This is a genomic window from Variovorax sp. PMC12 (assembly GCF_003019815.1).
Lineage (GTDB): Bacteria > Pseudomonadota > Gammaproteobacteria > Burkholderiales > Burkholderiaceae_C > Variovorax.
Genome location: NZ_CP027773.1, coordinates 5,634,526 through 5,652,193, shown reverse-complemented (window position 1 = coordinate 5,652,193; position 17,668 = coordinate 5,634,526). Strand labels below are relative to the sequence as shown.

Annotated in this window: 16 protein-coding genes and 1 tRNA gene; 6 read left to right on the top strand and 11 right to left on the bottom strand. The window is 65.5% G+C overall.

The features are described from left to right. Positions 1-19: 19 nt before the first annotated feature. From C4F17_RS26455 to C4F17_RS26445, 3 genes are read right to left on the bottom strand one after another with little or no spacing between them, the layout of a single operon-like run. Positions 20-847, bottom strand: coding sequence for a MetQ/NlpA family ABC transporter substrate-binding protein (locus C4F17_RS26455; protein WP_081271274.1), 828 nt, complete (start codon positions 845-847; stop codon positions 20-22). Positions 848-886: 39 nt separating this feature from the next. Beyond that, positions 887-1,549 carry a methionine ABC transporter permease gene (locus C4F17_RS26450; RefSeq protein ID WP_081271273.1) on the bottom strand — a complete coding sequence of 221 codons (663 nt, stop codon included), beginning with the start codon at positions 1,547-1,549 and terminating at the stop codon, positions 887-889. Next, entirely contained in the window at positions 1,542-2,426 is an 885-nt protein-coding gene (locus C4F17_RS26445; RefSeq protein ID WP_106937223.1) for a methionine ABC transporter ATP-binding protein, read from the bottom strand. Before C4F17_RS26445 ends, C4F17_RS26450 begins: the two co-directional genes overlap by 8 nt. 238 nt (positions 2,427-2,664) lie before the next feature. Here C4F17_RS26445 and C4F17_RS26440 point away from each other — a divergent pair, with 238 nt between their 5' ends. The 6 genes from C4F17_RS26440 to C4F17_RS26415 all read left to right on the top strand — a co-directional run bounded on the left by C4F17_RS26440 (position 2,665) and on the right by C4F17_RS26415 (position 9,279). Further along, entirely contained in the window at positions 2,665-3,477 is an 813-nt protein-coding gene (locus tag C4F17_RS26440) for a MetQ/NlpA family ABC transporter substrate-binding protein (RefSeq protein ID WP_106937222.1), read from the top strand. A gap of 187 nt (positions 3,478-3,664) precedes the next feature. Beyond that, positions 3,665-4,769, top strand: a protein-coding gene (gene prfB / locus C4F17_RS26435; RefSeq protein ID WP_106937221.1) for a peptide chain release factor 2 whose coding sequence is annotated in 2 segments (ribosomal slippage) — positions 3,665-3,745 and positions 3,747-4,769 — 1,104 coding nt in all. Because the reading frame shifts where the segments join, the coding sequence is not laid out codon by codon here. Between the two features lie 5 nt (positions 4,770-4,774). After that, the gene (locus C4F17_RS26430) at positions 4,775-5,461 is read left to right on the top strand and encodes an HAD family hydrolase (protein WP_106937220.1); all 687 of its coding nucleotides are present in this window, start codon (positions 4,775-4,777) and stop codon (positions 5,459-5,461) included. Further along, positions 5,448-8,141, top strand: a complete 2,694-nt coding sequence (gene pepN, locus C4F17_RS26425) for an aminopeptidase N (RefSeq protein ID WP_106937219.1) — start codon at positions 5,448-5,450, stop codon at positions 8,139-8,141. The genes C4F17_RS26430 and pepN overlap by 14 nt, the downstream gene beginning before the upstream one ends. 23 nt (positions 8,142-8,164) lie before the next feature. After that, the gene (locus C4F17_RS26420; RefSeq protein WP_106937218.1) at positions 8,165-9,178 is read left to right on the top strand and encodes a class 1 fructose-bisphosphatase; all 1,014 of its coding nucleotides are present in this window, start codon (positions 8,165-8,167) and stop codon (positions 9,176-9,178) included. 25 nt (positions 9,179-9,203) lie between these two features. After that, positions 9,204-9,279, top strand: a tRNA-Thr gene (locus tag C4F17_RS26415). A 53-nt stretch (positions 9,280-9,332) separates the two neighbouring features. Here C4F17_RS26415 and C4F17_RS26410 read toward each other — a convergent pair. The 8 genes from C4F17_RS26410 to C4F17_RS26380 form a co-directional block, all read right to left on the bottom strand. Continuing rightward, on the bottom strand, positions 9,333-10,532 hold the full coding sequence (locus C4F17_RS26410; protein WP_106937217.1) for a restriction endonuclease: 1,200 nt from the start codon (positions 10,530-10,532) through the stop codon (positions 9,333-9,335). A 325-nt stretch (positions 10,533-10,857) separates the two neighbouring features. Continuing rightward, a complete protein-coding gene (locus C4F17_RS26405; RefSeq protein WP_199851897.1) occupies positions 10,858-11,130 on the bottom strand; it encodes a hypothetical protein in 273 nt (90 codons plus the stop codon). 232 nt (positions 11,131-11,362) lie between these two features. Then, a complete protein-coding gene (locus C4F17_RS26400) occupies positions 11,363-11,701 on the bottom strand; it encodes a hypothetical protein (protein ID WP_159053725.1) in 339 nt (112 codons plus the stop codon). An 89-nt stretch (positions 11,702-11,790) separates the two neighbouring features. Further along, positions 11,791-11,925: a hypothetical protein gene (locus C4F17_RS33665; RefSeq protein WP_267898700.1), complete on the bottom strand. Its 135-nt coding sequence runs from the start codon at positions 11,923-11,925 to the stop codon at positions 11,791-11,793. A 36-nt stretch (positions 11,926-11,961) separates the two neighbouring features. Continuing rightward, positions 11,962-12,288: a hypothetical protein gene (locus tag C4F17_RS26395; RefSeq protein ID WP_106937215.1), complete on the bottom strand. Its 327-nt coding sequence runs from the start codon at positions 12,286-12,288 to the stop codon at positions 11,962-11,964. Positions 12,289-12,290: 2 nt separating this feature from the next. Next, the gene (locus C4F17_RS26390) at positions 12,291-16,730 is read right to left on the bottom strand and encodes an RHS repeat-associated core domain-containing protein (RefSeq protein ID WP_106937214.1); all 4,440 of its coding nucleotides are present in this window, start codon (positions 16,728-16,730) and stop codon (positions 12,291-12,293) included. Positions 16,731-16,756: 26 nt separating this feature from the next. After that, positions 16,757-17,200, bottom strand: a complete 444-nt coding sequence (locus tag C4F17_RS26385; RefSeq protein WP_106937213.1) for a DcrB-related protein — start codon at positions 17,198-17,200, stop codon at positions 16,757-16,759. A 23-nt stretch (positions 17,201-17,223) separates the two neighbouring features. Continuing rightward, positions 17,224-17,667 carry a hypothetical protein gene (locus C4F17_RS26380; protein ID WP_106937212.1) on the bottom strand — a complete coding sequence of 148 codons (444 nt, stop codon included), beginning with the start codon at positions 17,665-17,667 and terminating at the stop codon, positions 17,224-17,226. Position 17,668 lies beyond the last annotated feature (1 nt).

The window sequence follows — 17,668 nt, the reverse complement described above, 5'->3', positions numbered from 1 at the left end:
ATGGAAAGGAAAGAAAGGCTTACTGCAGGAAGCTGGGCTTGGCGTAGCCCTGGAACTTGCTGTCGACCACCGCCTTGAACTCCTTCGAGCGATAGGCTTCGGCGATGTCCTTGGCCCACTGCGTGTTCTTGTCGGCGGTCTTCACGGCCACCACATTCAGGTAGTAGTCGGGCGTCTTCTCGAGCACCACCGCTTCGGTGAGCTTCAGGCCCGACGAGATCGCGAAGTTGCCATTGACGATGGCGTATTCGGTGTCGCCCAGCGAGCGCGGCAGCTGCGCGGCTTCGAGCGGGATGAACTTCAGCTTCTTCGGGTTCTCGGCCACATCCTTTTCAGAAGCGCGCAGCGGGTCGATGCCGGCCTTGATGGTGATCAGCTTGTTCTGCTCCAGCAGCACCAGCGCACGGGCCAGGTTGCTCGGGTCGTTCGGCAGCGTCACGCGGTCGCCTTCCTTCACGTCGGCCAGCGTCTTGCGCTTGGTCGAGTACACGCCCATGGGGGCGATCGGGCCCTGCACCAGCTCGGTGATGTCGAGCTTCTGGTCGGCCGCGAACTTCTTCAGGTAGACCTGATGCTGGAAGAAGTTGGCGTCGAGCGAACCCTGGGCCAGCGCCAGGTTGGGCTGCACGTAGTCGTTGAACTCCACCAGCTTGACCTTGTAGCCCTTCTTTTCGAGGATCGGCACGATGCCGGCCTTCAGCTGGTCGGCGTTGGAACCGGCGGTGCCGCCGATCACCAGGTTCTTCTTGGCGGGGTCTTGCGCATGGGCCTGCAGCGAGAGGCCGCCGAGCGACAGCGCGGCCAGGGACAGGGCGAGAACGGAACGGCGCAGGAAAACGGTCTTCATGAGATAGAGAAAGCTAGCTAGGGATAAGAAAGAATCAACTCAACGCTTGTCGAGCCTGCTTGCCGTGGTGTTGCCCACGAACTGCAGGATCTGTACCAGCACCACGAGCAGCGCCACGGTGAGCACCATCACGTCGGTCTGGAAACGGTAGTAGCCGTAGCGGATGGCCAGGTCGCCGATGCCGCCGCCGCCCACCACGCCGGCCACCGCCGAGTAAGACAGGAAGCTCACGGCCAGCACGGTCAGCGCCAGCACCAGGCCCGAACGGGCCTCCACCAGCAGCACGCGCCAGACGATCTGCAGCTCGGTCGCGCCCATGGCATGGGCCGCCTCGATCACGCCGCGCGGCACTTCGCGCAGGCACTGGTCGACCAGCCGCGCCAGGTAGGGAATGGCCGCGAACGACAGCGGCACCGCCGCCGCCAGCGGGCCGATGGACGTGCCCGCGATCACCCGCGTGAACGGCACCAGCGCCACCAGCAGGATGATGAAAGGGAACGAGCGCACCGTGTTCACCAGCCAGTTGAGCACCAGGAACGCAGGCTTGTTCTCGAGCGACTGGCCCGGGCCCAGCAGGAACAGCAGGATGCCCAGCGGGCCGCCGATGAGCACCGCCGCCGTGAGGCCGATGGCCAGCATCATGAAGGTCTGGCCGGTGGCGACCCACAGCTCGGGGAGGATGGGGGCGATGTTCTCAAACACAGGCGGGCTCCTTGGCGGCCACGGCCGTTGCGGCGCGGTCTTGCTGCTGCTGCGCCTGTTGCTGTTCGCGCACGTCGCGTTCGCGCCGGCGCACCAGGTCGTCGATTTCGCGGCCCAGCGCGGTCTTGCGCTCTTCGTTCGGCGCCTCTTCGACGGCGAACTGCTCGATCAGGCGGCCCTTTTCGAGGATGGCCACGTTGCGGCACAGCACCTCGACCACCGACAGCTCGTGCGTCACGATCACGATGGTCACGCCGATCTTCTGGTTAATGTCGCGCAGCGTCTCCAGCAGCGAGCGCGTGGTCTCGGAGTCGAGGGCCGAGGTGGGCTCGTCGCACAGCAGCACCTGCGGGCGCGGCGCCAGCGCGCGGGCGATGGCCACGCGCTGCTTCTGGCCGCCGGACAGTTGCGCCGGGTAGGTGTCGATCTTCTCGGCCAGGCCCACCAGGGCCAGGCACTCGCGCACGCGCGCGTCGATTTCGGCCCTGGAGTGGCGGCCGTGGATCTTCAGCGGGAAGGCCACGTTGTCGAACACCGTGGCGTTCTGCAGCAGGTTGAACTGCTGGAAGATCATGCCGATGTTCTGGCGCGTGTCGCGCAGCTCGCTGCGCGAGAGCGTGGTGAGGTCGCGGCCGCCCACGAAGACCTGGCCCGCGTCGGGCCGCTCCAGCAGGTTGATCAGGCGCAGCAGCGTCGACTTGCCGGCGCCGCTCTTGCCGATCAGGCCGAACACGTCGCCCTGCTGGATTTCGAGCGACAGCGAATGCACGGCGTCGAACACCTCGCCGCTGGGCAGTGCAAAGGACTTCTGCACGGATTGGAGTCGGATGACGGGTGCCGCGCTGGCGCGGCCCGCATCGGGCGAAGGATGGCTCATTGGGAAGAAGCGCGGCCGGCGAGGGCGCCGGGCACGGAGGTTCGCGAAAAAGGTGCCGAGTATGAAAACAAAAGCGGCAAAAGGGAACGAAGAAAAAGGATGCTGTTTATATCGCATACAGCATAAGAAAACCTCGATGCGCGCCATACACGCCATATCGATATGCCTATTCGTTCGTTCCCAATTCCTTGCTGCAGTGCCACATTCGCGCCTTCATTTTTTCGATTTCCGCACTGTCATGCATTCCACTTTCCGTCGCCGCAGCCTCTTCATCGCCACGCTGGCCGCAGCCGTCTTCAGCGGCAGCGCTGCCCTGGCCCAGGACAAGAACAACATCAAGGTCGGCGTTTCCGTGGGCAACGGCGAGCAGATCTTCGAGGTGGTCAGGAAGGTCGCCGCCAAGGACGGCCTGAACATCCAGGTCGTGGTGTTCAACGATTACCAGCTGCCCAACGCGGCGCTGGCCTCGGGCGACCTGGACGCCAACGCCTTCCAGCACCAGCCCTTCCTGGACAACCAGATCAAGGCGCGCGGCTTCGACCTGGTGCCGGTGGGCCTGACCATCACCGCGCCGCTGGGCTTCTACTCGCGCAAGATCAAGTCGGTCGACCAGCTGCCGGACGGCGCCTCGGTCGGCATCCAGAACGACCCGTCGAACGGCAACCGCGCGCTGTTGCTGCTACAGCAGGCCGGCCTCATCACCCTCAAGCCCGAGGCCGTGAAGAACAACAACGCCACCCCGCTGGACGTGGTGACCAACCCCAAGAAGCTGAAGCTGGTGGCGCTGGACGCCGCCCAGCTGCCGCGTTCGCTCGACGACCTGGCCATTGCCGCCATCAACAACGACTACGCGGAGAAAGCCGGCCTGTCGTTCAACAAGGACGCCGTGATCAAGGAATCGCCCAAGAGCCCCTACGCCAACCTGATCGCCGTGCGCCGCGCCGACAAGGACAAGCCCTGGGCCAGGCGCCTGGTGGCGGCCTACCAGTCGCCGGAGGTGAAGAGCTTCATCGAGACGCAGTTCAAGGGCTCGCTGATTCCCGCGTTCTGATGACTTTCTCCCTCCCCCGCCGGGGGAGGGTTGGGGTGGGGGCAAGCGGCGCTCGCACTAAACGCCCTGCCCGCCCCCATCCCGGCCTTCCCCCAGCGGGGGAAGGAGCAATACGGGGGCGCTCCCGGCCCGGTTGCCGGAGCATGAGAAAATGTCCGGTTTCCCCCGAACACAGTCAGGACACCCCATGGACGCAGAACAGATCAACCAAATCGGCGCAATGCTCGCGGACCTGAGCGCCCGCACGGTCGATTTACGGAGGTATCTTTGACTACGATGCCAAAGCTGAACGACTGAGGACAGTCAACGCATCGCTCGAAGACCCGAACGTCTGGAACGACCCGAAGAAGGCCCAGGAGCTGGGCAAGGAGAAGAAGTCGCTCGACGACGTGGTCGTCACGCTCGACCGTCTCACCAACGGGCTGTCGGACAACACCGAACTCTTCGAGATGTCGAAGGAAGAAGGCGACATGGACGGCCTGCAGTCCATCGCCGATGACGCCGCCGCGCTCGAAGCCGACATCAAGCAGCTCGAATTCCGCCGGATGTTCAACAACCCGGCCGACCCGCTCAACGCCTTCATCGACATCCAGGCCGGCGCCGGCGGCACCGAGGCCTGCGACTGGGCCAGCATGCTGCTGCGCCAGTACCTGAAGTACGCAGAGCGCAAGGGCTTCAAGACGCAGATCGAAGACGAAACGCCGGGCGACACCGCCGGCATCAAGGGCGCGACCATCAAGGTAGAAGGCGACTACGCCTTCGGCCTGCTGCGCACCGAAACGGGCGTGCACCGCCTGGTGCGCAAGTCGCCGTTCGACTCGTCGGGCGGGCGCCACACCAGCTTTGCCAGCATCTTCGTGTACCCGGAAATCGACGACTCCATCGAGATCGAGATCAACCCGGCCGACGTGCGCACCGACACCTTCCGCGCCAGCGGCGCCGGCGGCCAGCACATCAACAAGACCGACTCGGCCGTGCGCCTGACGCACATTCCGACCGGCATCGTGGTGCAGTGCCAGGACGGCCGCAGCCAGCACAGCAACCGCGACGTGGCGTGGAAGCGCCTGCGCTCGCGCCTGTACGACCACGAGATGCGCAAGCGCCAGGAAGAACAGCAGAAGCTCGAAGACAGCAAGACCGACGTGGGCTGGGGCCACCAGATCCGCAGCTACGTGCTGGACAACAGCCGCATCAAGGACCTGCGCACCAACGTCGAAGTCTCGGCCACCCAGAAGGTGCTGGACGGCGACCTCGACGTGTTCATCGAAGCCTCTCTCAAGCAAGGCGTGTAACCCCAATGAGCCCGATGCACGGCAAGGTCGAAGCCTTCATCTTCGACATGGACGGCACCATGATCGACTCCATGCCCTGGCATGCGCGGTCGTGGGTCGAATTTGCGCAGAACCACGGCGTGAAGCTCGACGTGAGCGAGATCCTTGCGCGCACCACCGGCCGCACGGGCACGGAGAGCATGCGCGAGCTGTTCGAGCGCGAGCTGTCCGATGCCGAGTGCCTGGCCATGGTGCACGAGAAGGAAGAGATCTACCGCGCCATGTTCCACGACAACTTCACCGAAGTGGCCGGCTTCACCGCCTTCGCCAAGGCGGCAGAGGCGCGCGGGCTCAAGGTGGCGGTGGGCACGGCGGGCGACAAGCACAACATCGAGTTCGCCATGTCCCGGCTGAAGATGGACCCGCTGCCGCTGGCCATCGTGGGCGGCGACGAAGGCTTCACCGGCAAGCCCACGCCCGCCATCTTTCTCGAAGCCGCGCGCCGCATCGGCGTGGCGCCCGAGCGCTGCATCGTGTTCGAAGACGCGCCCTTCGGCATCGAGGCCGCGCGCCGCGGCGGCATGCGTGCCGTGGCCGTTTGCAGCACCCATACCGCCGCCGAGCTGGCAGGCCCCCACGTGATCGCCGCCGTTCGCGACTACAACGAACTCGCCCATTCAAATTTTCTGGAGACCCTCGATGCTGCAGCGTGACGCCCAAGGGCAACCCATTGCCATTCGCCGCGAAGACTATGCCGCTCCGGCCTACTGGATCGACACCGTCGACCTGACCTTCGACCTCGACCCCGCCAAGACCCGCGTGCTCAACCGCATGCAGATGCGCCGCAACCCCGATGTGCCGGTGCAGCCGCTGCGCCTGGACGGCGACGAACTGAATCTGGCGCGCGTGCTGGTCAACGGCCAGGGCGCGTCGTTCCGCATGGAAGGCGACCAGCTCGTCATCGACGGCCTGCCCGATGCCTTCGAGCTCGAGATCTTCACCACCTGCTGCCCCATCAAGAACACCAAGCTGATGGGCCTGTTCGTGAGCGAAGACACCTTCTTCACGCAGTGCGAGGCCGAGGGCTTCCGCCGCATCACCTATTTCCTCGACCGTCCGGACGTGATGGCGAGCTACACCGTCACGCTGCGCGCCGCCAAGGCCGCCTACCCGGTGCTGCTGTCGAACGGCAACCTGGTCGAACAGGGCGAACTGCCCGAAGGCCGCCACTTTGCCAAGTGGGTCGACCCGTTCAAGAAACCCAGCTACCTGTTCGCCCTGGTGGCGGGCAAGCTGGTAGCGCGCGAGCAGCGCATCAAGGCGCGCAGCGGCAAGGACCACCTGCTGCAGGTGTACGTGCGCGCCGGCGACCTCGACAAGACCGAGCACGCGATGAACTCGCTCATCAACTCGGTGCTGTGGGACGAGGCCCGCTTCGGCCTGCCGCTGGACCTGGACCGCTTCATGATCGTCGCCACCAGCGACTTCAACATGGGCGCCATGGAAAACAAGGGCCTGAACATCTTCAACACGAAGTACGTTCTGGCCAACCAGGCCACCGCCACCGACGCCGACTACAGCAACATCGAAAGCGTGGTCGGCCACGAGTACTTCCACAACTGGAGCGGCGACCGCGTGACCTGCCGCGACTGGTTCCAGCTCTCGCTGAAGGAAGGCCTCACCGTCTTCCGCGACCAGGAATTCAGCCAGGACCTGTGCGCCGACGCCTCGGCCCGCGCCGTGAAGCGCATCGAAGACGTCCGCGTGCTGCGCACCGCCCAGTTCCCAGAAGACGCGGGCCCCATGGCCCACCCGGTGCGGCCCGACAGCTACATCGAGATCAGCAACTTCTACACCGTCACCATCTACGAAAAGGGTGCCGAGGTAGTGCGCATGATGCAGACGCTGGTCGGCCGCAAAGGGTTCGAGAAGGGCATCACGCTCTACTTCGAGCGCCATGACGGCCAGGCCGTGACCTGCGACGACTTCGCGCAGGCCATTGCCGACGCCAACCCCGACTCCGAACTGGCCCGCCTGCTGCCGCAGTTCAAGCGCTGGTACAGCCAGGCCGGCACGCCGCGCCTTGCGGCCCACGGCGTGTACGACCCCGCGAACCGCAGCTACACCCTGAGCGTGGTGCAGAGCTGCCCGCCCACACCGGGCCAGCCGGTCAAGGAACCCTTCGTCATTCCGCTGAACGTGGGCCTGCTCGACGCCAACGGCCGCGAACTGCCGCTGCAGCTCGAAGGCGAAAGCGAAGTGACGCGCGGCACGCGCACCCTGGTGCTGTCGCGCGCCGGCGAGCAGATCACTTTCGTAGGGCTGGACGCCGAGCCCGTGCCTTCCATATTGCGCGGCTTCAGCGCGCCGGTGATCCTCGACTTCGAGTACACCGACGCCCAGCTGCTGACCCTGCTGGCCAACGACCCCGACCCGTTCAACCGCTGGGAAGCCGGCCAGCGCCTGGGCCTGCGCGCCGCGCTGCAGGGCATTGCCGCCCTGGCCACCGACACCACGCCGGTGCTGAACGACGCCTACATCGACGCCATGCGCAGCGTGCTGCGCAACCCGCAGCTCGACGCCGCCTTCAAGGAACTGGTGCTCACGCTGCCGTCGGAAACCTACATTGCCGAGCAGCTCGAAGTGGTCGACCCGCAGCGCGTGCACCTGGTGCGCGAAGCCATGCGCGCCCAGCTGGCCACCGCCCTCTTCGCCGACTGGCAACAGGCCTACGAAGAAAACCACGACACCGGCGCCTACAGCCCCGACCCGACCTCGTCGGGCCGCCGCGCGCTGGCCGGCATGGCGCTCAACTTCCTGTGCCTGGCGGCACGCGCCTCCGGCGACGTGGTGTGGCCGGGCAAGACGCTGCAGCGCTTCAAGGACGCGGGCAACATGACCGACCGCTTCAACGCGCTCAACGCGCTGGTGTCGTCGGGCCACACCCTGGCGGCGCAGGCGCTGGCGCGCTTCCACGCCATCTTCAAGGACGAGGCGCTGGTCATCGACAAGTGGTTCTCCCTGCAGGCCGGCGCCAGCGACCGCGGCGGCGACATCCTGCCGCTGGTCAAGCAGCTGATGAAGCACCCCGACTTCTCGCTGAAGAACCCCAACCGCGCGCGCAGCGTGATCTTCAGCTACTGCAGCGCCAACCCCGGCGCCTTCCACCGCCCCGACGCGGCCGGCTACGTGTTCTGGAGCGAACGCGTCATCGAACTGGACGCCATCAACCCGCAGGTGGCCGCGCGCCTGGCGCGCTCGCTCGACCGCTGGAGCAAGCTGGCCGAGCCATACCGCAGCGCCGCGCGCGAAGCCATTGCCCGCGTGGCCGCAAAGCCCGACCTGAGCAAGGACACCCATGAAGTGGTGACGCGCGCTCTCGCCGGAAACTGAAGCAACCGAACCCCACAAGACACATGGCTCAACAAAAGATTTCCCTCACCCGCTACCTCGTCGAACAACAGCGCGCCGACGGCCTCATTCCCGGCCAGCTGCGCCTGCTGCTCGAAGTGGTCGCCCGTGCCTGCAAGAGCATCAGCCAGGCCGTCAACAAGGGCGCGCTGGGCGGCGTGCTCGGCACGGCCGAGAGCGAGAACGTGCAGGGCGAGATCCAGAAGAAGCTGGACATCATCGCCAACGAAGTGCTGATCGAAGCCAACGAATGGGGCGGCCACCTCGCGGCCATGGCCAGCGAGGAAATGGAATCCATCCACGTGGTGCCCAACCGCTACCCGCAGGGCGAATACCTGCTCATGTTCGACCCGCTGGACGGCAGCAGCAACATCGACGTGAACGTGAGCATCGGCACCATCTTCAGCGTGCTGAAGAAGCCCGACGACCACCCCGGCGTGCAGGAAAGCGACTTCCTGCAGCCCGGCACCCAGCAGGTGGCCGCCGGCTACTGCATCTACGGCCCGCAAACCACCCTGGTGCTGACCGTGGGCAACGGCGTGGCCATGTTCACGCTGGACCGCGAGCAAGGCAGCTTCGTGCTGACGCAGGAAGACATCCAGATTCCGGCTGACACCAAGGAATTTGCCATCAACATGAGCAACATGCGCCACTGGGACGAGCCCGTGAAGCGCTACATCGACGAATGCCTGGCCGGCAAGGAAGGCCCGCGCGGCAAGGACTTCAACATGCGCTGGATTGCCAGCATGGTGGCCGACGTGCACCGCATCCTGATGCGCGGCGGCGTCTTCATGTATCCGTGGGACAAGCGCGAGCCCGAAAAGGCCGGCAAGCTGCGCCTGATGTACGAGGCCAACCCCATGAGCTGGCTGGTCGAGCAGGCAGGCGGCGCCGCCACCAACGGCAAGCAGCGCATCCTGGAGCTGCAACCCTCCAAACTGCACGAGCGCGTGAGCGTGATGTTGGGTTCTAGAAACGAAGTTGAGCGCCTGACGAAGTACCACGCAGAGAAAGCCTGATTTTTTGTCTATAATCTGAGGCTTCGCCGGTGTAGCTCAGTCGGTAGAGCAGCTCATTCGTAATGAGAAGGTCGGGTGTTCGATTCATCTCTCCGGCACCAAAACTAAAAGCCCGCTATCCACAAGGTAGCGGGCTTTTTCCGTTATGCGGGATTCATGCCGGCCATTCGGCGAGCAGCTCGCCAACGCGCTCCGGCGAGTTGTAACCGGCTTGAATCAGTATCTCGGCAATATCTCTGCCGCAGATGAACACGATCGGATGACGGTCATCACGCACCTCCTCGTAGGCTTGTCTTGCAATCAATGACGTGGTTACCAAGATGCCGAACTGCCGGTGCCTGATCCTAGAGATCAAACGAGCGACCTCACGCACGCCAACCGTGTTCGCCGTCACGCCTTCGGACGCGGGCCGATAGCACTTCGCCTCCAAGGCAAACTCCGCGTAGACCGGGTCACCACTCAGTCCGAGCAAGTACCTGCCGATTGCGTCCCGTCCTCCATCCACACTGCCCCTAGTGATCTCATCAATGATCACGCGCCGATCTGAGAGCTGATAGATCCGGGCAGCAAAAGACTCGAACGCATGTGGCGAGTCTTTGAAATGGGTCCAAACCCGCTCCAGGATTGCCGCTTTGAGGGCCGTATCCGGACGCTGCTCGCTTTCGCTTCGGATCACTTTCGTTGGTTCGGAGGTCAGCGGCATGTAGACCCCAGTCTCTATCCATGAACGCCATGCGCTAGGCGCAACTGCTGGCGCAACCGCCGAAGCCGAGAGACTATTGATCCACGCGCGCGAGACCGTCGCCGCGTTGAGAACCGTGAAAACCGAGCGGTAGTTCTGGAATCGCTCCCCCGCAGTCGTCTTCCAAACGGCCACCAAGTCTTCTGCCATGGGAAGACCTGGAAAGCCCGGCACCGCGAGCCCCTTGAACTGGACAGACCGATTGCTCTTTGCAGTAGGGCATTTGGTGAAGACAAAGAACGGCGGCACCTCCGCCCTCTTCGCCGCATCTCCATGAGCGCTCTCAAAGGCCGCCTTCAAAAGAAGATTGCCGCGTCGCGTGGTGTCATGAAGATCGTGGCCCGGCGTACGGTTGTCGCCGTAGTAGATGAACTGCCCGGTGTTCAAGTCCAAGCGATCGGGCCAGTCACCTTCTTCTCCGCTGGAATACAGAACGACAAACCTCTTCTTCAAGCCTGGGCCCGACGCTCTGAATCCACCCTGGTTGCCCGCCCCGGGAAGCAGTTTGGCGATCGGGTCACTGCCCGTGTTGCTGGCGCTCCCCCCTTCATAAATCGCATCCACGACAAGGTCGGCCGTCGGCAAGTCGTCGAAGCTGAATATGCGGGTCATGTCGCAGCAGAGGGTCGAGGCAGATTGGTCAAAAATGTGCAGGCGATAGGCGCCAGTGCATAAATTTAACAATCTTTAAACAACTCAACCCAACTCATAGGGTCGATCCCCGATGAAATAGGGCGCTGCCACCCCATCCTGGCTACATTGGTTTCATAGAGCCTCGCCTGAAATTTGCCGGCGGCTTCGCGCCGACCTCGACCCAGGTTCTAGGACTGCTCTCCTTCGGCGCACGAACTAGGGAGGGGACGCTGGCGACAGCGCTGATGAAGAGGCGGCACCCCCCTAATTTGCTGGGTGCCTCCGCCTAGCGGCCGATTGCTAGTCAAGCCCTCGGCAGGTCCGTCGCATTGATCTGCTTCAGCAGTTCCTGAGAGAGTTGCGCCGCATCGTCGGCAAGGTCTGCCGCGATCCACATGACGCGGTCTCGATGCATTGCCCCGATCGCGTCGAACCAATCACATCCGTCCCCGTAGCAACACTTCAGCAAGGATTGCAGTTGGGACAACTTTTTCTCAAGAAGATCAGCCGCGTCGGATGAGGCGTTTGCGCTGTGGAAGGTGGGCGCGTTTTGCCCGGCGATAATTTGATCAGCCATTTGGTGTGCTGCCTTTCCAAAGATGTGCACGTCAGGTGGTCAGACGGCCATGGTGTTAGCGCACCTTGGCCGTCGCCTTTTGTGCCTCACATCGACATCGCGCGGTGTGCATCGATGTCTCGCCGTGAGGCGCGGCGACCAACAAATGTACGAAGGGAAGTGCCGCATTGGGCACACCGTGGCACACGAACAATGCGTATCCGCGCAATTTGCCCGCACCCGGAACTCGCTGCTATCGAGGCATCCGCTTCTGCAGTTCCGCGCAGGTTAGCTGAAGGCCATCAGCGTGCATTGCCAACGGCACGCAAAGCGTCCTTTCCAGGCTCTTGAGCCACTGGAAGAAGCCGGCGGTGTGCACTTCGTCGGCCTCGGTCATCTCGAAAATTCCGTTGCTCGCATGCGATCGCTGGACGAGTTCGATGAGCGAGACGAACGACGCAAGATCCTCCGCGATGTCGGCAGTGTCCAGTGCGCGTATATCGCGGATCAGGCTCAGTTCTTCCTGCATCGGCATCACGGTCGGCCGCGCTGCCCAATATGCCAATAGTTTGCCGGGAGCAATTGCGGTCATGGGCTTACAGGCTCTCGAAGAAGCAGGCTGGCACTGTGCCATCTACTAGTCCCTTGTCGAGCATGAGTACGTACAGCCGGGGCCATCGCTCAGCGCCGCAGCATCGAGCGGTAGTGGTCCGCGAGTGCGCCGGAAGAAAGCAGAGCACCGGCGATCTTCGTCAGTACCTGCACGTCGCCCTCCTCCTTGCGGAAATGAACCGTGACGCTGGATGGAAGCAGCACCACTTGGTCAAAGGAACATTCGGTCTGACCACAGGCTCAGTCGCCGAACGCCACAAGCCCTGCGCCCTTGCTCACCGCTCCTTCAAAGATGCCGCGCATCGCGTCGAACGCCGCAAGCGCCTGGCGGTTGCCGCCGAGTTCTCCCACATTCGAAGTGAAGATTTTCAGCAGCGTTGCAACCTGTGCAGGCGTCAACAGGGAATCTTCGAAATACTTGAAACTTGCACCGGCCTTGCTGCCCTTGTCGAACAAGACGGCCAGCGAACGGTGCGCATCGAGTTCGATGGAACCCGCCAGTTCCAGGCTGCCCGGGTCTTCGGGCATGTCCGTTGTGGAGGGGTCTGTGTAGTAGATGTCCAGCATAGTCAGTCCAGCGGGTGGAAGGTTCGAACGGTTCCGTCTTCGTTGACGGTGGCGCGATAGCGTTTGTATTGTCCGTCGTACTTCAGCCGGGACTCGAACACGGCCTTCCCCTCGTAGCTCGACTCCTTGCCGTGCTTGAGCGTCTTGCCCAGCAGCGAGGAAATCTCTCCCTGGCTCATGCTGGAGTTGAACTTTGACTTGTTGGGGAACCGCGCCGGGTCGACGTGTCGGTCGTAGATGTGCTTCCAGCCCGAGGTGGCGTTGCCCTGCTCCAGCGTGAAGTTGCGGCTGCCCCTGTTGAAGCCGACCGGCCGTGCGAGCGTCTCGCCGCAGATCCAACCCAGCGGGTCGATCCATCGGATGGGGTTGGGCGAGTAGCTATGCAGGTTGTCGCCGCCCGCAAGCCCGATCGGGTCAGGGCTGATGAACCGCCCAATGTCCGGGTCATAAAACCGGAAGGTGTTGTAGTGCAGCCCCGTGTCCCGGTCCAGGTACTGGCCCTGGAAGCGCAGGTTCTGCTCGATGGCCTGGGGCACCGTGCCGGTCGATGCAACGGCGCGGCCATTCAGGGCCGTAACCTCCCACTGCTCGGTAACGGTCGCGCCCCATGTCCTGTAGTTCGCGCGCCAGCACAGCTGGCCTTCGTTGTTGCTCAGTTCTTCCGGCAGGCCGGCGGTGTCGTTGTGAAAGTGAAAGACCTGCGCCGTGGTCGATGCCGAGGCGGGCTCGGCCTTCGCATCGAGCCGCGCCACCGGCACGTGGCTGCCCGCCTCGTACACGTAGCTCACCACCTGCGAGCCCCTGCGCTCCTCTATCAGCCGCATCCCCTCCCAGATGAACCGCGTGCTGCCGAATGCGTCGTGCTTGGCCACGCGACGCCCCATCGCGTCGTAGTCGAAGCGCGTGAGCTGCGTGGTGGCTTCGGGCGTGCCCGGGCGCCGGGTGGTGTGCACGGCCACAAGGCGGCTTTCCTCGTCCCACTCGAAGCGCTGCTCTGTGTGCCTGCCCGCCTTCTTGCGCACCAGCCGGCCATGGCCGTCGTAGCTGTAGCGCTTGTCCTCGAACACGCGCACGAGGTTGTCGCGCACGTAGCCGGGCGCGCCAGACGATGGGTCGAGCAGGTTGCCCGCGGGGTCGTAGGCGAAGCGTTCGCTGTTGGCGGCAGCCGCGCTGTGCACGGTCTGCTCGATGCGTCCGGTGGCGTCGTATCTGTGCGCTGTGGTGCCCTGCAGCGAATGCCGGCTCTGCCGCAGTTCGCCCACGGGGTCGTAGCTGTATTCCTTCATCAGCCCGTCGAGCACGCGGGCGCCGGGGGTGCCGGCGCTGTCGATGGCCTGGCGCCAGCCCGGGTCCTGGGTGGTGAAGGCCGCGTCCAGCCCGCCGGCCCGGCACCACGACGCGGCGCGCCGGCCCAGCGGGTCGAGCGCGAAGCGGGTGTGCAGCGCGCCCTGGCTGCGCGCCACTTCGCGGTGCAGGTCGTCGCGCTCGATGTCGCTGATGAGCTGGTGCACCTCGGGTGCGTCGCCGTGCCGCTGCGACAGGTTGACCTGGTGCAGGTGGCCCGAGCCGTAGTACAGGTAGTTCAGCGCGCGCTGCACGCCCGGCTGCGACGCGACGGCGGGCAGCACGGTCTGCGTGCGGTTGCCGAGTTCGTCGTGCGCGTGGCGCAGGGTGTGCGTCTCGCCGGTGAGCTCGTCGATGGCGGTCTCTTCGATGAGGCGGCCGAGCTTGTCGTAGGCGAACACGGTGCGGTGCAGCGCGCGCACTTCGCCGCCGGTGCCGGGTTGCAGCGCCTCCAGCTTGACCGCCTCGGTCAGCCGGTCGAGCTGGTCGTAGCTGTAGCGGTAGTGGTGGCTCCCGGTGCGCTTTGCGACGAGGCGGCCCACGGCGTCGCGCAGCAGTTCGGTGCGCAAGGGCCGGCTCGCGGCGGGCCGTGGCGCGGTGCCGTCGTGGAGCGCGAGGTCTTCGTCGCCGATGCCCGGCACATGGGTGATGCACACCGGCCAGCCGTTGGCGTCGTATTCGACCTGCACGCGCGTGCCGCCCACGCGGCGCTCTTCCACCACGCGGTTGGCGGCGTCGCGCACGAACTCGAAGTGCAGGCCGTTCTCGTTGACGAGTGACTGCAGGCGCTGGGCGCTGTCGTAGTGCCACGCGATGCGGCGCCCCTCTGCGTCCTGCCGCGCCAGCGGCTGGCCGCGCAGGCCGAATGCGAACTGCGTGCTGCGGCTCAGCGCATCGGTGGCAGCCACGATGCGGCCGGCTGCGTCGCGGCGGAACGACTGGTGGCTCTGGTCGGGCAGCGACACCGACAGCAGACGCCCCATGGCGTCGTGTGTCAACCGGGTGCGTTGGCCCGCGGCATCGGTCACGCTCTGCAGGTGGCCCCAGCCGTCGTAGGCGTAGCGCGTGGTCTTGCCGGAGCAGTCGGTCAGGGAGAGCAACTGCGCGCACTCGTTCCAGGCCATGCGGTTGGTGCCGCCCTTGGCGTCGGTCACGACGATGGGCAGGCCCCGCCTGTCGTAGGCGTACTCGGTGGTGCGGCCCAGCGGGTCGGTCTCGCGCACCAGGTTGCCCTGGTCGCTGTAGGCGTAGGTCCATGTGCTGCCGTCCGGCAGGGTCTCGCGCCATGGCTCGCCGAACTCGGTCCAGCCGGTGCTCCGGGTGCGGCCCAGCGCATCGGTGCGGCTGCTCATGAAGCCCATGGGGTCGTAGGTGCAGCGCGTGGTGGCACCGCCGGGCTCGGTGATGGCGACGAGCTGGCGCAGGTCGTTGTACTCCGCATGCCACTGGCGGCCGGCCGCGTCGGTGTAGTCGGTGACCTGATGGTCGGCGTTCCAGTGCCAGGCGAACTCGCGGCCGAGCTGGTCGACGACCAGTGTCTCGCCCAGCGCCAGTGCGTCGTCGGCGGCGGGGGGCATGCGGCGCACGGTGTAGCTCTCGCCGTCGTTGGTCCAGTGGCGGGCCACGTGTGCGTCGCCGGCCGAGCCGCGCCACTCGTAGTGGCACTCCAGCCCCGCAGCGTCGGCGTGGAAGCTCATGAGGCCCTGGGCGTCGTAGCCGAAGCGGCGTACCACCGCGCCGTTGCGATCGGTCACGTCGAGCAGGCGGCCTTCGGCATCGTGGCGGTAGGCGACCAGCACGCCCGGCAGTTCGCCGGGTGCGCCGGCGGCCAGGCGCACCGCGGCCAGCCGGCGGCTCTCGCCCGGGTAGTCGAGCGCCAGCAGGCGCCCGGTGCTGTCGGTCAGCGCCGCGAGCCGGCCCAGCGCGTCGTGGCGCAGGTCGATGAAGTTGCCGTTGCGGTCTTCGAGTCGCGCGAGCTTCAGCGTCTGCGCGTGCGGCCCGCCTTCGGCCGGCGGCTCGAACATGAAGAACAGGCCGCCCGGCACGTGAATGAAGTAGTGGCCGCCTTCGGTGCGGCACAGGTCCAGGCCGTCGCGCAGGCTGTACTGGCGGGTGCCGGGCTCGATGTCGGGCAGCACCATCGGGCGGCCCTGCTCGTCGATGAGCGTGACGATGGGCTGGCCTTGGTCATCGCTGCCCAGGCGCAGCTCCATTGCATAGGGCAGGCTCCAACCCTGCCCCAGCGCGCCGTCGCGGCGAAGGTCGTGGCTGCCGTAGAAGCGCTGCCAGGCAATGGGCAGCGGCCCGGGCAGCGTGAAGTCGAGCTCGCTCTCCCCACCCAGGAACTTGCCGCCCGTCGCCGCATGCACCGGGTTGCCAAAGGAGCTGACCATGCCGTGGATGCCCATGCCCAGCCCCACCGCGCCTTCGATCAGGCAAGGCAGCGCGTTCTTGCCCTGGCGCGCGAGCTTGGGCAGGCAGCGCAGGCCGCGGTAGATCATGACCAGGTTGAACACGGTCACCAGCACCTTCGAGATGAGCGGCACCTCATCGGCCACCTCGCGCACGCGCGCGGTCGGCCCGCCGATGAAGACGGTGGGCGAGCCTTCGCTCACCTTGGCGCCGCATTCGGTGTGGTCGTCCTTGCGAGAAGCGACGCCCATGTTGACGAACACGGTCTCCGCGCCCTCGGCAAGAAGGATCTGCGGCGAGTCGTTCTTGCAGCTCACGGTGTCCATCGGCATCTCTGGCGAGGCGCGCGCGGCGCCCATGGCCTTGCTGTCGATGAACACGTCAGACGATCCGCTGGTGATCATGCCGGTCACGGTGAGGGTCTCGGGCACCAGCGCATCGGCGATCGACTCGCCCAGGCTCGCGCCGAGGTAGCCGCCGGCCATGCGCGCGCCCACCACCACGGCGCCCGCCACCAGCGGCCCCGCAAGCCCCCCGGTGCCGACCACGGCGGCCGCCGCCAGGCCCGCGGCAAAGCCCACCGCAATGCCGCCGATCAGCCCGCCCGCGAACTTGGCCCAGAAGCGCGCGTGCGCATTGGTGTGAGCAATGGGGTCGTGCAGCCGGGCGGCGGGTTTACCGGCCATGGGTCTTCGTGGCCTTCATGGAGATGTCAGGCCCTGGGCTGAAAACTCTCGAGCGTGCGCCGCCACAGCGCGAGCGCATCGGCATCGAAGGGCACGGGGCTGCTGGCCGTGAGAATGAGCACGGCCTTGCCCGCCGGGTCCTGCGGCAGCACGAACACGGCCTGGCGCTGGTGCAGCGCCTGCCCGTTCTGCCTGAACTGCGTGGCGAGCTCGATGGCCCGCAGGCTCGCGATGGCCGGGCCCACGGAAATGTCGGTGCGCGACACCTCCTTCAGCTGGCTCACCTGGCGCGTCAGGTCGTTCATCTGCCGCGTCACGAACTGCGCCAGGCTCTCCTGCTCGCGCAGCGCGTCGCGGCTCACGATGAGCGTGGTGCCCGAGCCGTCGGGCATGGCCAGTACGTTCATCGTGCGGTCGATGCGCCCGTCGTCGGGCACGTCGAACCGGCCTTCCTGGATGTGGTACTTCATCAGGCTGCTTTCTTGCGGGTGTTCTACGTGGGGTCGAAGGCCACGAAGGCCAGGCAATCGGGGTTGCGCTCGGTGAAGCCGAACGACAACCGGCCCCAGCCGCGCGTGGCCGTGTGGCTGGTCGATTCATCGAGCGAACGGCCGCGCGGCACGCCGGTGATCTCCAGCGCGGGGTAGTGCTGGCGCACTTCGGCCAAGGGCACGCAGCGGCCTTTGAGCTCCAGCACCAGGAAGCCGGGATGCGCGCCTTCGCGCTTGATGCGCAGGTCGATGCGCGCAAGCTCGGCGCCATCCACAAGGCGCACCGGCGTGCCTTCGAAGAACTGGAACACGGTGCCGCCTTCGGCATGCGTGTCGCTCAGGGTGGTCGACAGCGTGCGGCCCACCTTCTGCATGGAGAACGGCAGCTGCGCCGCCAGCGCATCGATGGCCTGCCAGAGCGTCATGGCGGTGGCTTGCGGGTTCATG